Here is a 16,835-nt window from a genome sequence, read left to right as displayed (position 1 = left end):
AGCCTGCCTCATCGGGGTCCCGGGCACGTGACGCAGGTGGCCTACGCCTCTGATCCGGCCTGTCCGCCGCCCTTCGCGTCGTCCCCACCGGCACCGTTCCCGCCGTCCCGGTCGCCCTTGTCGTCCTCGTCCTCGGCGGGCCGCGGCGCGGGCAGGCTGTCGCGCTGCCACTCCACGGTGACCTTGATGTGCGCTTCGGCGGTGGACTTGGCGATCGCCAGGGCGGCGCTGGAGCTGACCTTCAGGCCGATCTCCACGGCCACCTTGTCCGGCCGGGGGTGCGGCATGCTGCCGATCCGGGTGGCCACCGCCCGCGCCACCTTCTTCGCCCGCTCGATGCCCGCTTCGAGCGTCTCGTCCACCTTCTCCACGGCGGCGTCCCAGCGCCGACCCGCGCGCACCGGCCCGTCGTACTCCTCGTCCAGCTCGAACGGCACCAGGTCGCCGTCCTCGGTGCGCACCTCGACGTACTCCGCCACGTCACTCCTCCCGACAGACCGGGCCGGTGAACGACCCGGCCGGCACCTCCCGATCATCCTGGCCGAGCCCGCTGCGGTCGATCACACCGCACAACGCGGTGAACGAGGCCCGCGGATCGGCGGACTCGATCCCGCCGTGCCGGTCGCCCGCGTTGGCGTGGCCGGGCACGGCCGGTTGCGCTCCCCAGCGCTGCACAGCCGGTCCCAGTGCCGCACCGGCGATTCGTGCACCGGCTCCACAGTGGATGGTCCGAGCGTCACCAGCCGGTTGCGGGCCACGTCGAGAGCGAGCGGGCCGAGCAGGTCCGGCCACGCCTCGTGCAGGGCCGCGCCGGACAGCGCGTAACCGGTGCGGTGCTCCCGGCGCGCCTCGACCTCTACCACCATGCCGACCACCGCGCCCTGCGACCACGCGCCGTCCGGCCGGTTGCGCGGCACGCCGAACGTGCGGACCCGGTGGTCGCGGATGCCGTCGTGCGCGACGACCCGGACGGCCCGCGCCCCGGCCAGCGTGGTGTCGAGGCGGAGTACGGCGACGTCCGCCGCGTCGTCGCGAAACCTGACCGTCGCGGACGTCCGCTCGCCCACCAGCGGGAAGTCCACCTCGACCTCGCCGGCCGAGGTCTCGCCGAGCGGGGTCTCGCCGAGCGGGGTCTCGTTAAGTGGGGCGTTGTCGGGTGGGGCGTTGTGCGGGGGTACGAGGTGTGCGCAGGTCAGCGCGAGGGCGTCGGACACCAGAAGCCGATCCCGTGCGGTTCGCCGTTCCGGAACACCCTGACCAGTGACCGTTCGGCGAGTTCCACCCGATTCCCCTATCGGCCGGCCCACTCCCGCCACACGGCGGCGCGGGACACCTTCGCACGGCGGCCGATCGCGACCCGCTGCACCGCCGTGGCCGGCAGTCGGAGCAGGACCTCCGCCAGCACTTGGAGCCGCAGCGGCAGCCGGAAGTTCCCGGGTTTCGGGCCGCTCCGCAACGGCAGGACGGCGGTCAGCGCGGCGAAGCGGGCGAGCTGGGCGACCGCGACCCCGGCCGGGGCGCAGCGCAGCAGCATGAGCAGCCGGTTGCGCTCGTTCCAGCGGTGGAACAGCCGGGAGCCGGGGTTCGTGCTCGCGCCGTGCCGGTGCCGGACCCGCGCCGGGCCCACCGACACCACCCGGTGCCCGGCCAGCCGCAGCCGGAACGCCGTGTCGGTGTCCTCGTAGTAGCAGAAGAAGCTCCTGGGCACGCCGCCGCACGCCTTGAGCACGTCGGTGCGCAGCAGGGCCGCGCCGCCGCAGAACCCGAACACCTCGCGGCCGGCCGGCACCAGGTCCGCGCCGTGGCCGTCGGCCGTCAACCGGACGCCGACCGACTGGGTCGAACCGTCCGCGAGCAGCAACGACGAGGTCGCGGCGGCGGCCTCCGGCGTCCCGCGCAGGGCGGTCTCCAGGTGCTCCAGCCAGGAGGCGTCGGGCACGGCGTCGTCGTTCAACCAGGCGACGAACTCGGTGTCCACGTGCGGGAGCACGGCGGCCAGCGCGCCCGCGTAGCCCGCGTTGCGCGGCAGCCGGACCGTCGTCGGCGCGCTCGGGTGGGCCGCGACCAGCGCGGCGGTGCCGTCGTCGGACGCGTTGTCCAGCACGACTGTCCGGTGTGGACGTTGCTCGGCCAGGGCGTCGAGGCACGCGGTGATGTGGTCCCGGCCGCGCCACGTCACCACGACCACCGTCGTGCTCGGGTTGGACACGGCGTGAGACGGTACGCGACATGCCCAACCTGGTCGTGCTGGCCGAGCAGTTGCTGGCCCCGGTGCCCGGCGGGACCGGCCGCCACACCCGTGAGCTGGCCGCCGCGCTGGCCGCCACCGCCCCGCCGGGGTGGGAGGTCACCGGCGTGGTGAGCAGGCAGTCCGACGTGAGCGCGGCGCGCATCCCCGGCGTCGGCGGGCCGCGCGTGCTGCCGCTGCCCCGGCGTGCGCTGATCGCCGCCTGGGAGCACGGCGTGCCGTACTGGCCGGGTGGCGACGCCGTGCACGCGCCGACGCCGCTCGCACCGCCGCGCGGGCGCGTGGTCGTGACGGTGCACGACGTCGTGCCGTGGACCCACCCCGAGACGTTGACCGCGCGCGGCGCTGCGTGGCACCGGAAGGTGATCTTGCGGGCGGTGTCGAAGGCCGCCGCGATCGTCGTGCCGACCGAGGCCGTGGCGCAGGCGCTGCGCCGGTATGCGCCCGGGACGGCCCCGGTCCGGGTGGTGCACAACGGGGTGACCGGGTTCACCGAGGAGCGGGCCGTGCCGGACCTGCCCGAGCGGTACGTGCTGGCGGTCGGCACGATCGAGCCGCGCAAGGGGTTCGACGTGCTGGTCGCGGCGACGGCGGAGCTGGGCGTGCCGCTGGTGGTCGTCGGGCCGCAGGGGTGGGGCGGGGTCGACCTGCGCGCGCCGCACGTCCGGCTGCTCGGGCGGCTGCCCGACGCGGAGTTGGCCCACGTGCTGCGGCGGGCGGCGGTGCTGGCCGCGCCGAGCCTGGCCGAGGGCTTCGGGCTGCCGGTGGTGGAGGCGATGGCGGCGGGCGTCCCGGTGGTCCACTCGGACGCCCCGGCGCTGGTCGAGGTGGGCGGTGGGGCCGGCCTGGTGGTGCCGCGCGGCGACCGGGCGGCGTTGGTGGCCGCGCTGCGATCGGTGTGGCGTGAACAACGTGTGGCGGAACGCGTAATTGCTTCGGGACTGGCTCGGGCCAAGGCATTCACCTGGGAAAACGCCGCGCGGCAGGTCTGGGAGGTGCACCAGTCAGCCGGTGGAGCGCGGGCCGTTTGAGTCATTTTCCGGCAACCGCGAGTCCGCCACCCGTACTCTGCTGCGCGTGTCATCCGTCGAACCCAGCGTGCTGATCGACGCCACCGCCGTGCCGACGGACCGGGGCGGGGTCGGGCGGTACGTGGATTCGCTGGTGGCGGCGCTGGACGCGGACGGCGCGAGACTCAGCGTGGTGTGCCAGCCCCGGGACGCGGAGCTGTACGCGCGGCTGGCCCGCCGGTCGCGGGTGATCACCGCGGCCGACGCGGTCGCCACCCGCACCGCGCGCCTGACCTGGGAGCAGACCTCGTTGCCGCGGCTGGCGTCCCGGCTCGGCGTGCAGGTCGTGCACTCCCCGCACTACACCGTGCCGCTGGCCAACCGGGCGGCCTCCGTGGTGACCCTGCACGACGCGACGTTCTTCACCGACGCCGTGCTGCACTCGTCGGTGAAGGCCCGGTTCTTCCGGGCGTGGACCAGGGCGGCGCTGAGACGGGCGGAGCTGTGCGTCGTGCCCAGCCGGGCCACGGCCGACGAGCTGGCGCGGGTCGCCGGAGCGGATCGGCGGCTGCTGCACATCGCGCAGCACGGCGTCGACACCGAGCGCTTCCACCCGCCGACCGCCGACGAGGTCGCGTCGGTGCGGCGGTCGTTGTCGTTGGGCAGCGGGCCTTACGTGGCGTTCTTGGGGGCGTTGGAGCCGCGGAAGAACGTGCCGGCGTTGATAAGGGGCTTCGCGCAGGCGTGCCGGGGGCGGGTCGACCCGCCGACGCTGGTCCTGGCCGGGCAGCCGGGGTGGGACAGCCAGGTGGAGCGCGCCCTGGACGCCGTGCCGCACCGGATCCGGGTGATCCGGGCGGGGTACCTGCCGTTCGGGCAGCTGGCCGGCTTCCTCGGCGGGGCCGAGGTGGTCGCGTACCCGTCGCTGGGCGAGGGCTTCGGGCTGCCGGTGCTGGAGGCGATGGCCTGCGGCGCGGCGGTGCTGACCACCCGCCGGTTGAGCCTGCCGGAGGTCGGCGGGGACGCGGTGGCGTACTGCGGCGTCGGGGCCGGCGACATCGCGGCGGCGCTGGGCGAGCTGCTGGACGACCCGGCGCGGCGGCACTCGCTGGCGTCGGCGGCCCTGGTCCGCGCGAAAGACTTCTCCTGGTCGACCTCGGCCGCCCGCCACCGCCTGGCCTACGACCGCGCCGCCCGCTCCCACCGCCGCTGACCTGCGGTCTCGCGTTCCGGATCGGGCTGGACGCCCGCGCGGCCCGCGCGGTCGTCGGGGTCGTCGGGGTCGTCGGGGAGAATCGTCGAACGATCGTCGATCGTGTGCCACCGGGCGTGGCGACTGGCCGCTTCATACCCCTGGGGGGTATCCTCTCGCGCATGAACGCATCGTGGAAGACAGCGATCTCGGCGACCTTGCACTGCCTCACCGGCTGCGCCATCGGCGAAGTGCTCGGCATGGTCATCGGCACGGCGCTCGGCCTGCCCAACTGGGGCACGATCGTGCTGGCCGTCGTGCTCGCGTTCTTCTTCGGCTACGCCCTCACCCTGCGCGGCGTCCTGCGCGCCGGCCTCGGGTTCCGGGCCGCCCTGAAGACCGCGCTCGCCGCCGACACCGTCTCCATCCTGGTGATGGAGGTCGTCGACAACGCCGTGATGCTCATCGTTCCCGGCGCGATGGACGCCGGCCTCGCGTCCTGGCTGTTCTGGGGCGCGCTGGCGTTCTCGCTCGCCGTCGCGTTCGTGCTCACCGTCCCGGTCAACCGGTGGCTCATCGCGCGCGGCAAGGGACACGCCGTCGTGCACCACGTCCACCACCACTAGGGTTGCCCGCGTGACGCGCTACGGAGACGGACTGGCGGTCGTGACCGTCACCTACTCGCCCGGTGAGACCCTCGACGGCTTCCTGACCACGTTGGCGGCGGCGACCACGCGGCCGGTCACCGTGGTGCTGGCCGACAACGGATCCACCGACGGGGTGCCGGAGCGCGCGGCCGCCGAGCACGACCACGTGACGTTCCTGCCGACCGGCGGCAACCTCGGCTACGGGGCCGGCGCCAACCGGGGCGTCGCGTCGCTGCCCGACGACGTCGGCTGGGTCGTCGTGGCCAACCCCGACCTGTCCTGGGGGCCCGGCAGCCTCGACCTGCTGCTCGACGCCGCCAAGCGGTGGCCGCGCGGCGGCGCGTTCGGGCCGCTGATCCGCGAGCCGAACGGCGCGGTGTACCCGTCGGCGCGCCAACTGCCCGCGCTCGGCCGCGGGCTCGGGCACGCCGTGTTCGCCAAGATCTGGCCGTCGAACCCGTGGACCACCGAGTACCGCCAGGAGAAGGCGTCGATCCAGGAGCGCACCGCCGGCTGGCTGTCCGGCTCGTGCCTGCTGCTGCGCCGTGAGGCGTTCGACTCGGTCGACGGCTTCGACCCGCGCTACTTCATGTACTTCGAGGACGTGGACCTCGGCGACCGGATCGGCCGCGCCGGCTGGCTCAACGTGTACGTCCCGGAGGCGGAGGTCACCCACATCGGCGGCCACTCCACGGCCCGCGCGTCCAGCCGGATGCTGGCCGCCCACCACAGCAGCGCCTACCGCTACCTCGCCGACCGCCACCAAGGCCCGCTGTGGGCCCCGCTGCGGTTCGCCGTGCAGGCCGGTCTGGGGCTGCGGCTCAAGCTCGTCACCCGCCGCTGACCCGCTCCGGACGTTGACACCCGCTCCGGAGGTCGGTCTGCTCCGGACGTCGGCCTGCTCCGGACCTCGGTCTGCTCCGGACGTCGGCCTGCTCCGGACCTCGGTCTGCTCCGGAGGTCGGTTGGCTGGTGACCGTCGCCGGTCGGACGGGGTGGGCCGGAGCTACATCGCGCGGTAGTCGCGCGGGGAGAAGCGCGGGCCGAAACGGGGCTTGCGCGCGCCCGACAGCTCCACGTAGCGCACGGCGCGGTGGCGTTGCGGCGCGTACGGGGTCAGCAGCTCGGCCATGCCGTCGTCGTCCAGCGGACGGCCCAGCAGCGCCCAGCCGACCAGTCCCGCCAGGTGGAAATCGCCGAAGCTGACCGCGTCCGGGTCGCCCCACGCGCGCTGCGCCACCTCGGCGGCCGTCCAGCCGCCGATGCCGGGCACCTTGCGCAGCAGCGCCCGACCCTCCTCGCCACGCAGGTCCGCCGCGGCTTCCAGGCGGTGCGCGACCTGCGCGGCGGCGACCAGCGTGCGGCGGCGTGCGCCGTCCACGCCCGCGCGGTGCCACTCCCAGTCCGTCACGCCCAGGATGGCCCGGGGCGTCGGGGGGACGCGCATCCCGGCCGGTGCGGGACCGGGCGCGGGTGTGCCGAACTTCAGGCACAGCTCGCGGTACGAGCGGTGCGCTTCGACGACCGTGACCTTCTGCTCCAGGACGGCCGGCAGCAGCACGTCCCACACCCGCCCGGTCGCGCCCAGGCGCAGCCCCGGCCGCCGGCGGCGGGTCTCGGCGATCAGCGGGTGGTGGCACTCGAACGCGGAATCGTCGTCGTCCGCGCCCAGCAGCGCCGGCAGCCGGTCGAGCAGCCAGTCCGCGCCGTCGCCCCACGCCTCGGCCGTCACGTCGTCCGCCCTGGTCACGTGCAGCGTGGCCGGACCGTCGGGGGTGGTGGCGGTCAGCCAGAGACCGCCCGACTCGCGGTACGCGACGTCACCCGGTCCCCGCCGGAGCGGACCGAGCACGCCGGCCAGGTCCAGCGGGAACGGGGGACGCCACGTCCTAGGCATCGGTGGAGAACCGGACCCCTGCCTCGGGCAGCACGACCCCGGGCCACACCCGCGCGCCGCCGATCAGCTCGCAGCGCGCGCCGATCACCGCGTTGTCGCCGATCACCGCGTCCGACACCACGGACCCGGCCTGGACCAGCGCGTTCGCCCCGACCGCGCTCCGCTCGACCCGCGCGCCCTCGCCGATCACGGCGCCGTCGAACAGCACCGACCCGTCGACCACCGCGCCCGCCGCGACCGTGCAGCCCGCGCCGACGGTCGTGCCGCCGGTCAGCACCGCGCCGGGGTCGACGTTCGCGCCGGGCAGCACGATCGCGTCACCCACCGCGGCGGGCAGCGCGGCGGACGGCGCCACCCCGCGCACCAGGTCGGCCGAGCCCTGGACGAACGCCGCCGGCGTGCCCAGGTCCAGCCAGTACGAGGTGTCGACGTGGCCCTGGAGGCGCGCGCCGGACGCCAGCAGCCCCGGGAACGTCTCACGCTCCACGGACACCGGCCGACCGGTCGGGATCGCCTCGACCACCTCGCGGCGGAAGACGTAGCAGCCGGCGTTGATCTGGTCGGTCGGCGGGTTCTCGGTCTTCTCCAGGAACGCGGTCACCCGGCCGTCGGCGTCCGTGGGCACGCAGCCGAACCGGCGCGGGTCCTCGACCTTGACCAGGTGCAGCGTCACGTCGGCGGCCGACTCGCGGTGGGTGTCGAGCACCGCGCGCAGGTCGACGCCGGAGAGGATGTCGCCGTTGAACACCATCACGTCGCGTTCGCGCAGCTTGTGGGCCACGTTCCGGATCGCGCCCGCGGTGTCCAGCGGCACCTCCTCGACCACGTACTCCAGTTCGAGGCCGAGCGCCGAACCGTCGCCGAAGTGCTCCTGGAACACCTCGGCCTTGTACGACGTGCCGAGCACCACGTGCGTGATGCCCACCTCCCGGATCCGGGACAGCAGGTGGGTGAGGAACGGCACCCCGGCTGTGGGCAGCATGGGCTTGGGGGCGGACAGGGTCAGCGGCCGCAGCCGGGTCCCCTTCCCCCCGACCAGGACCACCGCCTCGGCGCTTTGCAGCTCCGACATGCCGTTTTTCCTCCTCCGCTTACTTCCACCCGTAGATTGCGAATACTCTGGCATGAGCACCTTGACGACACGGTCCCAGGTCCGCGTCGAAGAGCGTCACCGATCGGCACGCCGGCACCCCTCCGCCGGCCCAAGGCACACGCAGGAGAGATCCGGATGGACCCCCGCGCTCGGGCCGACGCGGCGCTCGCCCGTGCTCGTGCACGTGGCATCCACGTCGTGACGCCGGACAACATGACGTCGCCGATGGACTCGTCGGCCACCCAGCAGATCCCCCGGTCGATGGTGAACGCGGCCGACCCGCGCACCGCCGACCCCGACTCGACCATGATCCTCTCGGCCCAGGTGGCCTCCGGCCGCCCCGCACCGGCCGTCCCGCCCCAGGCCCCGGTCCCGGTGCCGGTTCCTGAAACGCAGCCGGAGCTGCGCGTCGCCCCCGGTCCGGTGCCGACGGTGCAGCAGGTGGAGACCTCGCGGCCGACGTTGTCGCAGCGGTTGTCCGGAGGCCCGGAGCAACGCCCCCAGGGCTTCACCCAACGCCTCAGCGGCGAAGGCTGAGCGGCCGGACTTCACTGAGCGGGCCGGACTTCGCTGAGCGGCGAGGACCGAGCGGCTCCGCTGGAGGCGAGGGCTTGGAAGGCGACGGCTGAGGCCGATCAGCGGAGGCGGGCCAAGGCGGCTTCGATCATCGGGCACAGGTCGTCGACGTTGGAGGGCATCGCGTCGAGCGGCCACCACTGGAGGTCGACGGACTCGGCGCTGCGCGTCGCACGCGCGTTGACCGGCGCGCGCACCAGGAACCGCACGTCGAAGTGCCGCGTCGGCACGCCCAGCGAGCAGGTGATCGGGTGGACGTCCAGGTGGATCGGGGTCGGCTCGATGCGCAGGCCCCGGATCCCGGACTCCTCGGTCGCCTCGCGCAGCGCCGCGCCGGCCAGCGTCTCGTCGGACGGCTCGCAGTGCCCGCCGAGCTGGAGCCACCGGCCCACCCTCGGGTGCAGCGTGAGCAGGGTCCGCTCCCCGGTCGCGTCCAGCACCAGGGCCGACGCGGTGAGGTGACCGGGTTCGCAGGAGCGCCGGCACCCGTCCTCGCGCGCGGCGAGGAAGCCCAGGTACGCCTGGCGCAGGGCCTCCTGCCCGTGGTCACCGGGACGCCAGTTGGTCAGGACCGACGTGGCGTCGGCGTGCAGGCTCACAGTTCGAGGAACCCTTCGTCCAGAGCGCGGGGCGGGCGGGGCGTCAGCGGCTCGGCGGGGTGCCCCACGGCGACCGCGCCCAGCGGTTCCCACGACGGCGGCAGGTCCAGCACCTCGCGGACCACGTCGGCGCAGAAGATCGTGGACGACACCCAGCACGAGCCCAGGTCCTCGGCGGCGAGCGCCACCAGCAGGCCCTGCACGGCCGCACCGCCGGCGATGGTGAACATGGTGTGCTCGGCCGCCGCCCGCGCCGCGTCCGGGTAGGCGTGCGCGCCCTCGGCGACCAGGAACGGCAGGACGACCTCCGGTGCGTCGCGCAGGAAGTCGCCGCGCGCCAGCCGCCGGGTGATCTGCTCGGCGGTGAAGCCGTCGCCACGCAGGTCGGACGCCCACCGCTCGCGCATGGCGGCCAGCAGCGCCGTCCGCCGCGCCTTCAGGTGCACGAACCGCACCGGGCGGGTGTGGTGCGGCGCGGGGGCGGTCAGGGCCGCGCCCACGGCACGGCGCAACGCGGCGGTGTCGACGGGCTCGTCGGTGAACGAGCGCACCGAGCGGCGCACCAGCACCGCCTCGGCCCGGCCCTGCGCGACGGCCTCCGCCACGCCCAGGCGGAACATGTCGTCGGCGCCGGGGCGGACCAGGTCGCGGGCCGTCGAACCGTCGTCGGTCACCGCGAGCCCGCGCACCACGGCCACCGGGACCGCGCCGAGCTTGCCCTTGACCAGGTCGGCGGCGGCGGCGATCTCGTCGGCCACCGCGACCTCGGTGACCACCAGCTCGTTGCCCTGGCCGTCGACCGCGCCGGCGTAGCGGTGCAGCACGGCCAGGCCGGCCGCGCCGATCGCCGCGTCGGTCTGGCCGACCCGCCACGCCCGGCCCATGGTGTCGGTGACGAGCACGGCCACGTCGACGCCGAGCGCGGCCTTCACCGCGGCGCGCAGCGCGGCGGCGGAGCCGTCCGGGTCGACCGGCAGCAGCGCGATCTCGTCGCCCGCGACGTTCGAGGCGTCCACGCCGGACGCCGCTTGCACGATGCCGAGCTTGTTCTCGGTGATCAGCGTCCGACCCCGGCGGGCCACCACGCGGACCGCCTCGGATTCCACGTGGGCGCGCCGGACCTCGTCCCGCTCGTCCGGGTCGGCGGGCACCCGGACCAGGCGTCCCTCCACTTTGGACAGCACCTTGCTGGTCACCACGACGACGTCGCCGTCGGCCAGCCACGGCGCGGCGGCGGCCAGCGCGCCGGCCAGGTCGTCGCCGGGCCGGAACTCGGGCAGCCCCGTGACGGGCCGCACCACGAGCGAACCGGGTGCGGCGTGGTCACCGGGCGGGGTAGGGCGCGAAGCGGTGTCCTGCTCGGGGGAGTAGGAGGAGCGGGGGTTGTGCTGTTCGGGTGAGTGGGGGGAGCGAGGGTTGGACTCAGGCAACCGGGACTCCCGCGAGTTCCAGCGCGGCGCGGGCCATGGCGGCGGTGGCGTCCACATCGGACATCAGCAGCGGCACCGCGCGCACGGCCACGCCGGGCACGTCGCAGCGGTCGCCGGTGTGCACCAGCCAGCCGTCCAGCACGCCCTTGTCGGTGGTCTTGCGCGAGCCGTAGTGCCGGCCGACGGCCTCGGCGGAGGTCTCCACGCCGATCGCGGTCAGGCAGGCGTCGGCCATCCCGCGCAGCGGCTTGCCTCCGACGATCGGGGACAGGCCGACCACGCCCGCCTCGGTCTTGCGCAGCGCGTCCCGGACGCCGGGGACGTTCAAAATCGTGCCGACGCTCACCACCGGGTTCGACGGCGCGATCAGCACCGCGTCGGCCTCCAGCAGGGCGTCCAGCACGCCGGGGCCGGCCGTGGCGGTGTCCGCGCCGACCGACGCGAACGACCGCGCGGGCAGCCCGGCCCGGTGCTTGACCCACCACTCCTGGAAGTGGATCGCGCGGGTCTGGTCGCCGTCCTCGACCACGACGTGGGTCTCCACCCGGTCGTCGGACATCGGCAGCAGCCGCACCCCGGGCCGCCAGCGGTCGCACAGCGCCTCGACGACGGCCGAGAGGGGGTAGCCCGCGCGGAGCATCCGGGTGCGCACCAGGTGCGTCGCGATGTCCCGGTCGCCGAGCCCGAACCAGGACGGCTCGGCCCCGTACGCGGCGAGCTCCTCCTTCACCGTCCACGACTCGCCGGACCGGCCCCAGCCGCGCTCGACGTCGATGCCGCCGCCCAGGGTGTACATGCAGGTGTCCAGGTCGGGGGTGATCCGAAGCCCGTGCATCCACACGTCGTCCCCGGTGTTCACCACCGCGGTGATCTCGTGTCCGGGCGCGCTCAGCAACGCCTTGAGGCCGACCAGGAAACGCGCCCCGCCGACCCCGCCCACCAGTACGACAACCTTCACGGGTCGCAATCCTCCCACCGGGTGCGGACACCCGGGTACCCGGTCCGCCGCAACGTCGTCCGACGCCGCGCCACCACACACCGTCTTGACGCCGGGCGGTCCGCCCGACGCCCGCGACGGCCTACTTCCGCCAGAACATGAACGTGTCCTGCCCGAAGCCGGCGAGCCACGGGTCACCGCCGACCAGGCCGAACGCCGCGTCGGCGAGCTGGAAGAACACCCGCGCGATGGTCGGGAACCCGATCAGCACGGCGAACAGCACCAGCGGGGCCCACGGCCGGGCCTTCGCGCCGAACTGCTGCGCCTGGTAGGACATGAACGGCTCGATCACGCCCCAGCCGTCCAGTCCGGGGATCGGCAGGATGTTCAGCACGAACGCGAAGACCTGCAACAGCGCCAGGTAGGACAGCGCCTCGGCCAGCCCGGCGGGCGGGTCGAACAGCAGCACCGACAGGCTCAGCAGCGCGCCCAGCACCAGGTTGCTCAACGGCCCGGCCAGCGACACCAGCGACTCGACGCGCTTGTTGCGCAACGCGTGGTGGTTGATCCAGACCGCGCCGCCGGGCAGCGGGATTCCGCCGAACGCGAGCAGCACCAGCGGCAGCACGATGGACATGATCGGGTCGGTGTAGCGGCGGATGTCCAGCGTCAGGTAGCCCTTGGCCTTCACCGCGTGGTCGCCGCCGCGGTAGGCCACGATGGCGTGCCCGAACTCGTGCAGGCACAGCGAAACCGCCCAGCCGCCGAGGACGAGCAGCACGGTGCCGGTGGTCACCAGCGGCGTGGAGTCGTCGAACAGGGTCAGCACGGCGCCTGCCACCGTCACCGCGAGCAGGCTGAGGAACAGTGGACTCGGTCGCACCGCTGATCGCTTCACCCTTCCAGTGTGGCCTCCCCGATCCGGTGGCTCATAGGGGCTGTTCTGGGCCATCCGCGCAGCGGTTGTCGCTCGGTGTGTCGCCTGAATCACCGTCTGTGCTGCTAGTCAAGGGTTTTGCGGCCAACCGCGCGAATATCCCCCGTCCTGTGGACTCGGCTTGACCGGGTGTTGTGACCCAGGTGTAATCACATCGGTGTCATTCGTCGTTGTGGGGACGGCGAGTGGTGTCCGCCAACCGGGGAGAGCGGAAGGCGAGGAGGCGGACGGTATGCAGGAATTCGACGGGGGTCGCAACGTGGACGGGGACGCACCGGCAAGGGAGCCGGCGGCGTTGATCGATCTGTTCGACGCGACCGATGAGCAGGACTGGCAGGAGCGCGCCTTGTGCGCGCAGACCGACCCCGAGGCGTTCTTCCCCGAGAAGGGCGGCTCCACCAGGGAGGCCAAGCGGATCTGTCTGGGTTGCGAGGTGCGCTCCGAATGCCTGGAGTACGCCTTGCAGCACGACGAGCGCTTCGGCATTTGGGGCGGGCTGTCCGAACGCGAGCGGAGGAAGCTCAAAAAGCGCGCCGTGTGATCCGCTTCGTGATCGCGCCGGCTTACCGTGGGAGTTCCACGGCGTAGTCGGACGAACAGGGAGCGGCAGTTGACGAGCGGTGCCACTCCACGGCTGCGCACTGCGCCCGTGCTGGCTGTCCTGGTGTGCCACGACGGGGATCAGTGGCTGGGCACGGCGTTGTCCGCGCTGCGCAGGCAGCGGCCCCGACCGCGGCACGTGATCGCGGTCGACACGGGCTCGCTGGACCGCACGCCGAAGCTGCTGGCGGAGGCGTCCGAAGGTCCCGATCGGGTGATAGACGGCGTGCTCACGCTGCCCCGCGGCACCGGCTTCGCGGAAGCGGTGCACGCGGCGGTGGCGCACGCCGTGGAGCGGTGGGGCGATCCGGGCGCGTGGCTGTGGTTGCTGCACGACGACTGCGCGCCCGAACCGGATTGCCTGTCACTGCTGCTCACGGCGGCCGAGGTGTCGCCGTCCGCGGCGGTGCTCGGTCCGCTGGGCCTGGACTGGACCGACCCGCGGCTGGTGGTGGAAGCGGGGGTGTCGACGGACTCGTCGGGGCACCGGCAGACCGGCATCGGCGGTGTGGCGGCCGCGTGGTCCGGCTCGTTCGAGCAGAGCACCGAGGCGTTGGCGGTACCGTCGGCCGGGTCGCTGATCCGGCGCGAGGTGTGGGAGTCGCTGGACGGTTACGACCGGCGGCTCCCGTTGCTGCGCGACGACATCGACTTCGGCTGGCGGGTCAACCTGGCCGGCCACCTCGTGCTGTCGGTGCCCGTCGCGCGGATGCGGCACGCGCGCGCGGTCGCGCGCGGGGTGCGGCGGTTGGACGCCGTGGCCGCGCGGCCCGGTCCGGCGCTGCGTGGGGTCGACCGGGCGCATGGGCTGCGCACGTTCCTGGTGAACTGCGGCACGGTGTCGTTCGTCGTCGGGCTGCCGAGGGTGGTGCTGCTCGGCCTGGCGCGGGCGCTGGGCTTCGTCGTGGTGCGGCGGTTCGGCGACGCCCACGCGGAACTCGGCGCGGTCGGGTACCTGCTCGGCGGACGCGCGCGGCTGCGCGCGGGCCGGGCCGCGCGGCCGGTGAGGGGTGTCGTTCGTGGACTGTTCACCAGTCGGATCACCCGCCTGCGCAACGCGATCGGGAGCGCGTCGGCGTACCTGATCCGGCGGCGGGTCGAGGCGGACGCCGCGCTGGGCAGGTTGCCCGAGGACGACGTGCGGCCGGCGGTCTGGTCGCCACCGTCCGAAGTGGAGCGTCGGGTGGTCGGCCCGTCCGCGCTGCCGTCCGGCGTGCTGTCCCGGAGACGACCCGTCCGGGTGACGGGCGGGTTGCGGTTGCCGGCGACCGCGGTGCCGGTCGAGGCGTCGCTGCCGGGCACCTTGCGGCCCTCGCCGCGGCCACGTCCGTCGCCGTCGCCGCGCGGGGGAGCACCCGCGGTGGTGTTCGTCGAGGTCGACCGGACCCGGATGTTGTGGTCGCTGGTCCTCGGGCCGCCGCTGCTGCTGGTCCTCGGGCTGGCGGTGTTCGGGATCCTGGCGAACGCCGGGCGGATCGGGCTCGACCTGTCGGGCGGGCGGCTCCTGCCGGTGCAGGACCTGGGGGCGACCTGGTCGTCCTACCTGGCCTCGTGGCACTCGGTGGGTGGCGGGACCACCGCGCCCGCGCCGGCGGCGCTGGCCGTGCTCGGCACGGTGGGGGTGTTGTTCGGCGGGCCGCCGGCGCTGGTCGCGGTGCTGTTCATCGGTGACGCGCCGCTGGCCGGCCTGGCCGCGTACCTGGCCTCCCGGCGGTTGCCGGTCCGACGGCCGGTGCGCGCGGTGGTCGCGGCGGCCTACGGGCTGGTGCCCGCGGCCACCGCCGCTGTCGGGCAGGGGCGGCTGGACGTCGTCGTCGTGCACGTCCTCGCGCCGCTGGTGTTCGCCGGCGTGGCGGCGGTGTTGCGCGGCGGCAGCGCGGCCTCCTGGCTGCCGGTGGCGTCGGGGACGGCGCTCGCGGTGGCGGCGATGGGCGCGTTCTCGCCGTTGATGCACGCGGTGGTGGTGCTGGGCGCGCTGGTCGGGTTCGTCGCGGTTCCCGGGCGGGAAGGCGACGGGCGGCGACGGGTGGCGGGGCTGTTCACCGTGGTCCTGCTGCCCATGGCGTTGCTGCTGCCGTGGCCGGCGGTGGTGTTGCAGAACCCGTCCGTGGTGCTGCACGGGGTCGGCGCGTACCTGGAGAACCCGCAGGTCGACGTGGTCGATTTGCTGACCCTGCGCCCCGGCGGGCCGGGGGCGGTGGAGTTCGTCGGGGTGCTGGTGGTGCTGTTCGCGCTGGGGGCATTGGCGACCCGGCCGTCCCGGGCGATGGTGCCCGGGGTGGCGGTGGTGGTGCTGGCGGGCTTCGCGGTGATCGTGCTGCGGACGGTGTCGGTCACGCCGCTGGTCGGGGGCGCGTCGTCGCACGGCTGGACCGGAGCGCCGCTGGTCATGGCGTCGTGGGGGCTGCTGTGGGTGGTCCTGGCGGCGTGCCGGCGGGACGCGGTGCCGGTGCCGTGGGCGCGGGTGGTGGGGGTGGTGGGCGTGGTCGGGGTGGTCGGGATGGCCTGCCTGGGGTTCGTCGGGCTGCGGTCGGGGCCGTTGACGGCTTCGGCGGCGCGGTTGCCGTCGACGGTGGAGCAGGAGTTGCCGCGTACTGGTCGTTCGGTGCTGGTGCTTGGTGGCGTGGGAGCTGGGGCTCTGGGGGATGGGGCTCTGGGGGATGGGGTTGTCGGGGATGGGGCTGAGGGGGATGGGGCTGAGGGGGTGGGGGGTAGAGAGCCGACGCGGCAGGTGGCCGGGAGGTTGCCGGTGTTCGGGGATGACGATCTTGTGCCGGTGGTGACCAGCGCCTCGCGGTTGGAGAGGTGGAGCCGGGACCTGGTGTCCGGGGCGGCGGACTCGGCGAAGCTCGCGTTGGCGCAGGCCGCGGCGTCGGGGGTGGCGTTCGTGGTGGTGCCCGACCGTGCGGCGGCCCAGCGGTTGCGCGACGCGGTGGGCGACCTGGTGGCCGTCGCGCCGCCGATGTCGGACGGCCGGCCGGTGCTGCGGGTGCAGCTGGCGGCGGGCAACGCGGTGCTGCTGTCGCCGGAGCTGGCCCGACGGGCCCGGACCGGCGGGAACCCGCCCGATTCGCTGGGCGTGCCGGGGATGGCCCCGGTGGAGGCCGGACCGCCCGAGGTGGGAGTCCGGGTGTCCGAGGGGCCGGAGGGGCGGCTGCTCGTGGTGGCGGCCGAGGAGGAGCCGGGCTGGAACGCGGTGGTGGACGGCCGCGCGGTGGCCGTGGTCCGGGCCTGGGGACACCTGGTCGGGGTGCCGGTGCCGGCCTCGGCGTCGGAAGTGCGGGTGGAGGCTTCGGGAACGTTGCGTGAACTGTTGTTGCTGGTTCAGGCGGCGGCTGCGCTGTTCACGGTGCTGACGGCTGTTCCGTCGCGTCGGCGGTGAGTCGCGGGCGGTGGTGAGTCGCGGGCGGTGGTGAGTCGCGGGGGAAGAGCAAAGAAGAAAGAGCAAGAGCGGCGCTCGCCGCGCGGCAGGCCGCCGGGGAGGAAGAGCGTCGCTTCCTCCCGTATGGCCTGGTCAAAGACAACCACAGGCGTCAAGGGGATCTGGTGACGTCGGGGTTGGTGGTGCGGTGATCCCCTTGACACCTGCGGTTCCCTGCGGGCAGGCCATACGGGAGGAAGCGCAGCTCGACGGGTGTGTTCGTGGCCTGCGTGAGGGGGTGCTGGGGG

General features: G+C 74.2%; 16 protein-coding genes. 7 read left to right on the top strand and 9 right to left on the bottom strand.

Annotated elements, in window-relative coordinates; all coding sequences use genetic code 11:
- Positions 1 to 41: 41 nt before the first annotated feature.
- From BN6_RS36890 to BN6_RS36880, 3 genes are all read right to left on the bottom strand, one after another.
- Positions 42 to 479, bottom strand: coding sequence for a CU044_2847 family protein (locus BN6_RS36890; RefSeq protein ID WP_197540221.1), 438 nt, complete (start codon positions 477 to 479; stop codon positions 42 to 44).
- A gap of 81 nt (positions 480 to 560) precedes the next feature.
- Complete coding sequence (locus BN6_RS36885) at positions 561 to 1,214, bottom strand: trypsin-like peptidase domain-containing protein (RefSeq protein ID WP_041315420.1); 654 nt, start codon at positions 1,212 to 1,214, stop codon at positions 561 to 563.
- A gap of 77 nt (positions 1,215 to 1,291) precedes the next feature.
- Positions 1,292 to 2,209 carry a glycosyltransferase family 2 protein gene (locus BN6_RS36880; protein WP_231904841.1) on the bottom strand — a complete coding sequence of 306 codons (918 nt, stop codon included), beginning with the start codon at positions 2,207 to 2,209 and terminating at the stop codon, positions 1,292 to 1,294.
- A gap of 20 nt (positions 2,210 to 2,229) precedes the next feature.
- Between BN6_RS36880 and BN6_RS36875 the strand changes: the two genes are divergently transcribed.
- The 4 genes from BN6_RS36875 (at position 2,230) to BN6_RS36860 (ending at position 5,941) form a co-directional block, all read left to right on the top strand.
- Positions 2,230 to 3,279 carry a glycosyltransferase family 4 protein gene (locus BN6_RS36875; protein ID WP_015104964.1) on the top strand — a complete coding sequence of 350 codons (1,050 nt, stop codon included), beginning with the start codon at positions 2,230 to 2,232 and terminating at the stop codon, positions 3,277 to 3,279.
- 67 nt (positions 3,280 to 3,346) lie between these two features.
- Positions 3,347 to 4,471 (top strand): glycosyltransferase family 4 protein, encoded by a 1,125-nt coding sequence (locus tag BN6_RS36870; RefSeq protein ID WP_015104963.1) that lies wholly within the window; start codon positions 3,347 to 3,349, stop codon positions 4,469 to 4,471.
- 161 nt (positions 4,472 to 4,632) lie between these two features.
- Positions 4,633 to 5,076 (top strand): DUF4396 domain-containing protein, encoded by a 444-nt coding sequence (locus BN6_RS36865; protein WP_015104962.1) that lies wholly within the window; start codon positions 4,633 to 4,635, stop codon positions 5,074 to 5,076.
- A gap of 10 nt (positions 5,077 to 5,086) precedes the next feature.
- A complete protein-coding gene (locus BN6_RS36860; protein ID WP_015104961.1) occupies positions 5,087 to 5,941 on the top strand; it encodes a glycosyltransferase family 2 protein in 855 nt (284 codons plus the stop codon).
- Positions 5,942 to 6,103: 162 nt separating this feature from the next.
- On the opposite strand, the gene BN6_RS36855 is transcribed toward BN6_RS36860, so the two are convergent.
- Positions 6,104 to 6,994, bottom strand: a complete 891-nt coding sequence (locus tag BN6_RS36855) for a DNA-3-methyladenine glycosylase family protein (RefSeq protein ID WP_015104960.1) — start codon at positions 6,992 to 6,994, stop codon at positions 6,104 to 6,106.
- Positions 6,987 to 8,066: a mannose-1-phosphate guanylyltransferase gene (manB, locus tag BN6_RS36850; protein WP_015104959.1), complete on the bottom strand. Its 1,080-nt coding sequence runs from the start codon at positions 8,064 to 8,066 to the stop codon at positions 6,987 to 6,989. The genes BN6_RS36855 and manB overlap by 8 nt, the downstream gene beginning before the upstream one ends.
- Positions 8,067 to 8,222: 156 nt before the next feature.
- Between manB and BN6_RS36845 the strand changes: the two genes are divergently transcribed.
- Positions 8,223 to 8,624 (top strand): hypothetical protein, encoded by a 402-nt coding sequence (locus BN6_RS36845; RefSeq protein ID WP_063641852.1) that lies wholly within the window; start codon positions 8,223 to 8,225, stop codon positions 8,622 to 8,624.
- Between the two features lie 98 nt (positions 8,625 to 8,722).
- Here BN6_RS36845 and BN6_RS36840 read toward each other — a convergent pair whose 3' ends face one another.
- From BN6_RS36840 to BN6_RS36825, 4 genes are all read right to left on the bottom strand, one after another.
- Entirely contained in the window at positions 8,723 to 9,262 is a 540-nt protein-coding gene (locus tag BN6_RS36840; RefSeq protein ID WP_015104958.1) for an NUDIX hydrolase, read from the bottom strand.
- Complete coding sequence (locus BN6_RS36835; RefSeq protein ID WP_015104957.1) at positions 9,259 to 10,692, bottom strand: coenzyme F420-0:L-glutamate ligase; 1,434 nt, start codon at positions 10,690 to 10,692, stop codon at positions 9,259 to 9,261. Before BN6_RS36835 ends, BN6_RS36840 begins: the two co-directional genes overlap by 4 nt.
- The gene (gene cofD, locus BN6_RS36830) at positions 10,685 to 11,650 is read right to left on the bottom strand and encodes a 2-phospho-L-lactate transferase (RefSeq protein WP_015104956.1); all 966 of its coding nucleotides are present in this window, start codon (positions 11,648 to 11,650) and stop codon (positions 10,685 to 10,687) included. The genes BN6_RS36835 and cofD overlap by 8 nt, the downstream gene beginning before the upstream one ends.
- 121 nt (positions 11,651 to 11,771) lie before the next feature.
- Entirely contained in the window at positions 11,772 to 12,527 is a 756-nt protein-coding gene (locus BN6_RS36825) for a site-2 protease family protein (RefSeq protein ID WP_041315416.1), read from the bottom strand.
- A 271-nt stretch (positions 12,528 to 12,798) separates the two neighbouring features.
- On the opposite strand from BN6_RS36825, the gene BN6_RS36820 reads away from it, so the two are divergent.
- The gene (locus BN6_RS36820; protein ID WP_041315414.1) at positions 12,799 to 13,107 is read left to right on the top strand and encodes a WhiB family transcriptional regulator; all 309 of its coding nucleotides are present in this window, start codon (positions 12,799 to 12,801) and stop codon (positions 13,105 to 13,107) included.
- Positions 13,108 to 13,215: 108 nt separating this feature from the next.
- The gene (locus tag BN6_RS36815; RefSeq protein ID WP_231904840.1) at positions 13,216 to 16,548 is read left to right on the top strand and encodes a glycosyltransferase; all 3,333 of its coding nucleotides are present in this window, start codon (positions 13,216 to 13,218) and stop codon (positions 16,546 to 16,548) included.
- The last annotated feature ends 287 nt before the right edge of the window (positions 16,549 to 16,835 follow it).

The sequence above is a fragment of the Saccharothrix espanaensis DSM 44229 genome, from assembly GCF_000328705.1.
Taxonomy (GTDB): Bacteria; Actinomycetota; Actinomycetes; order Mycobacteriales; family Pseudonocardiaceae; genus Actinosynnema; species Actinosynnema espanaense.
The sequence above is the reverse complement of the archived record's forward strand: the minus strand, read 5'-3'. Positions and strand labels throughout refer to the sequence as shown.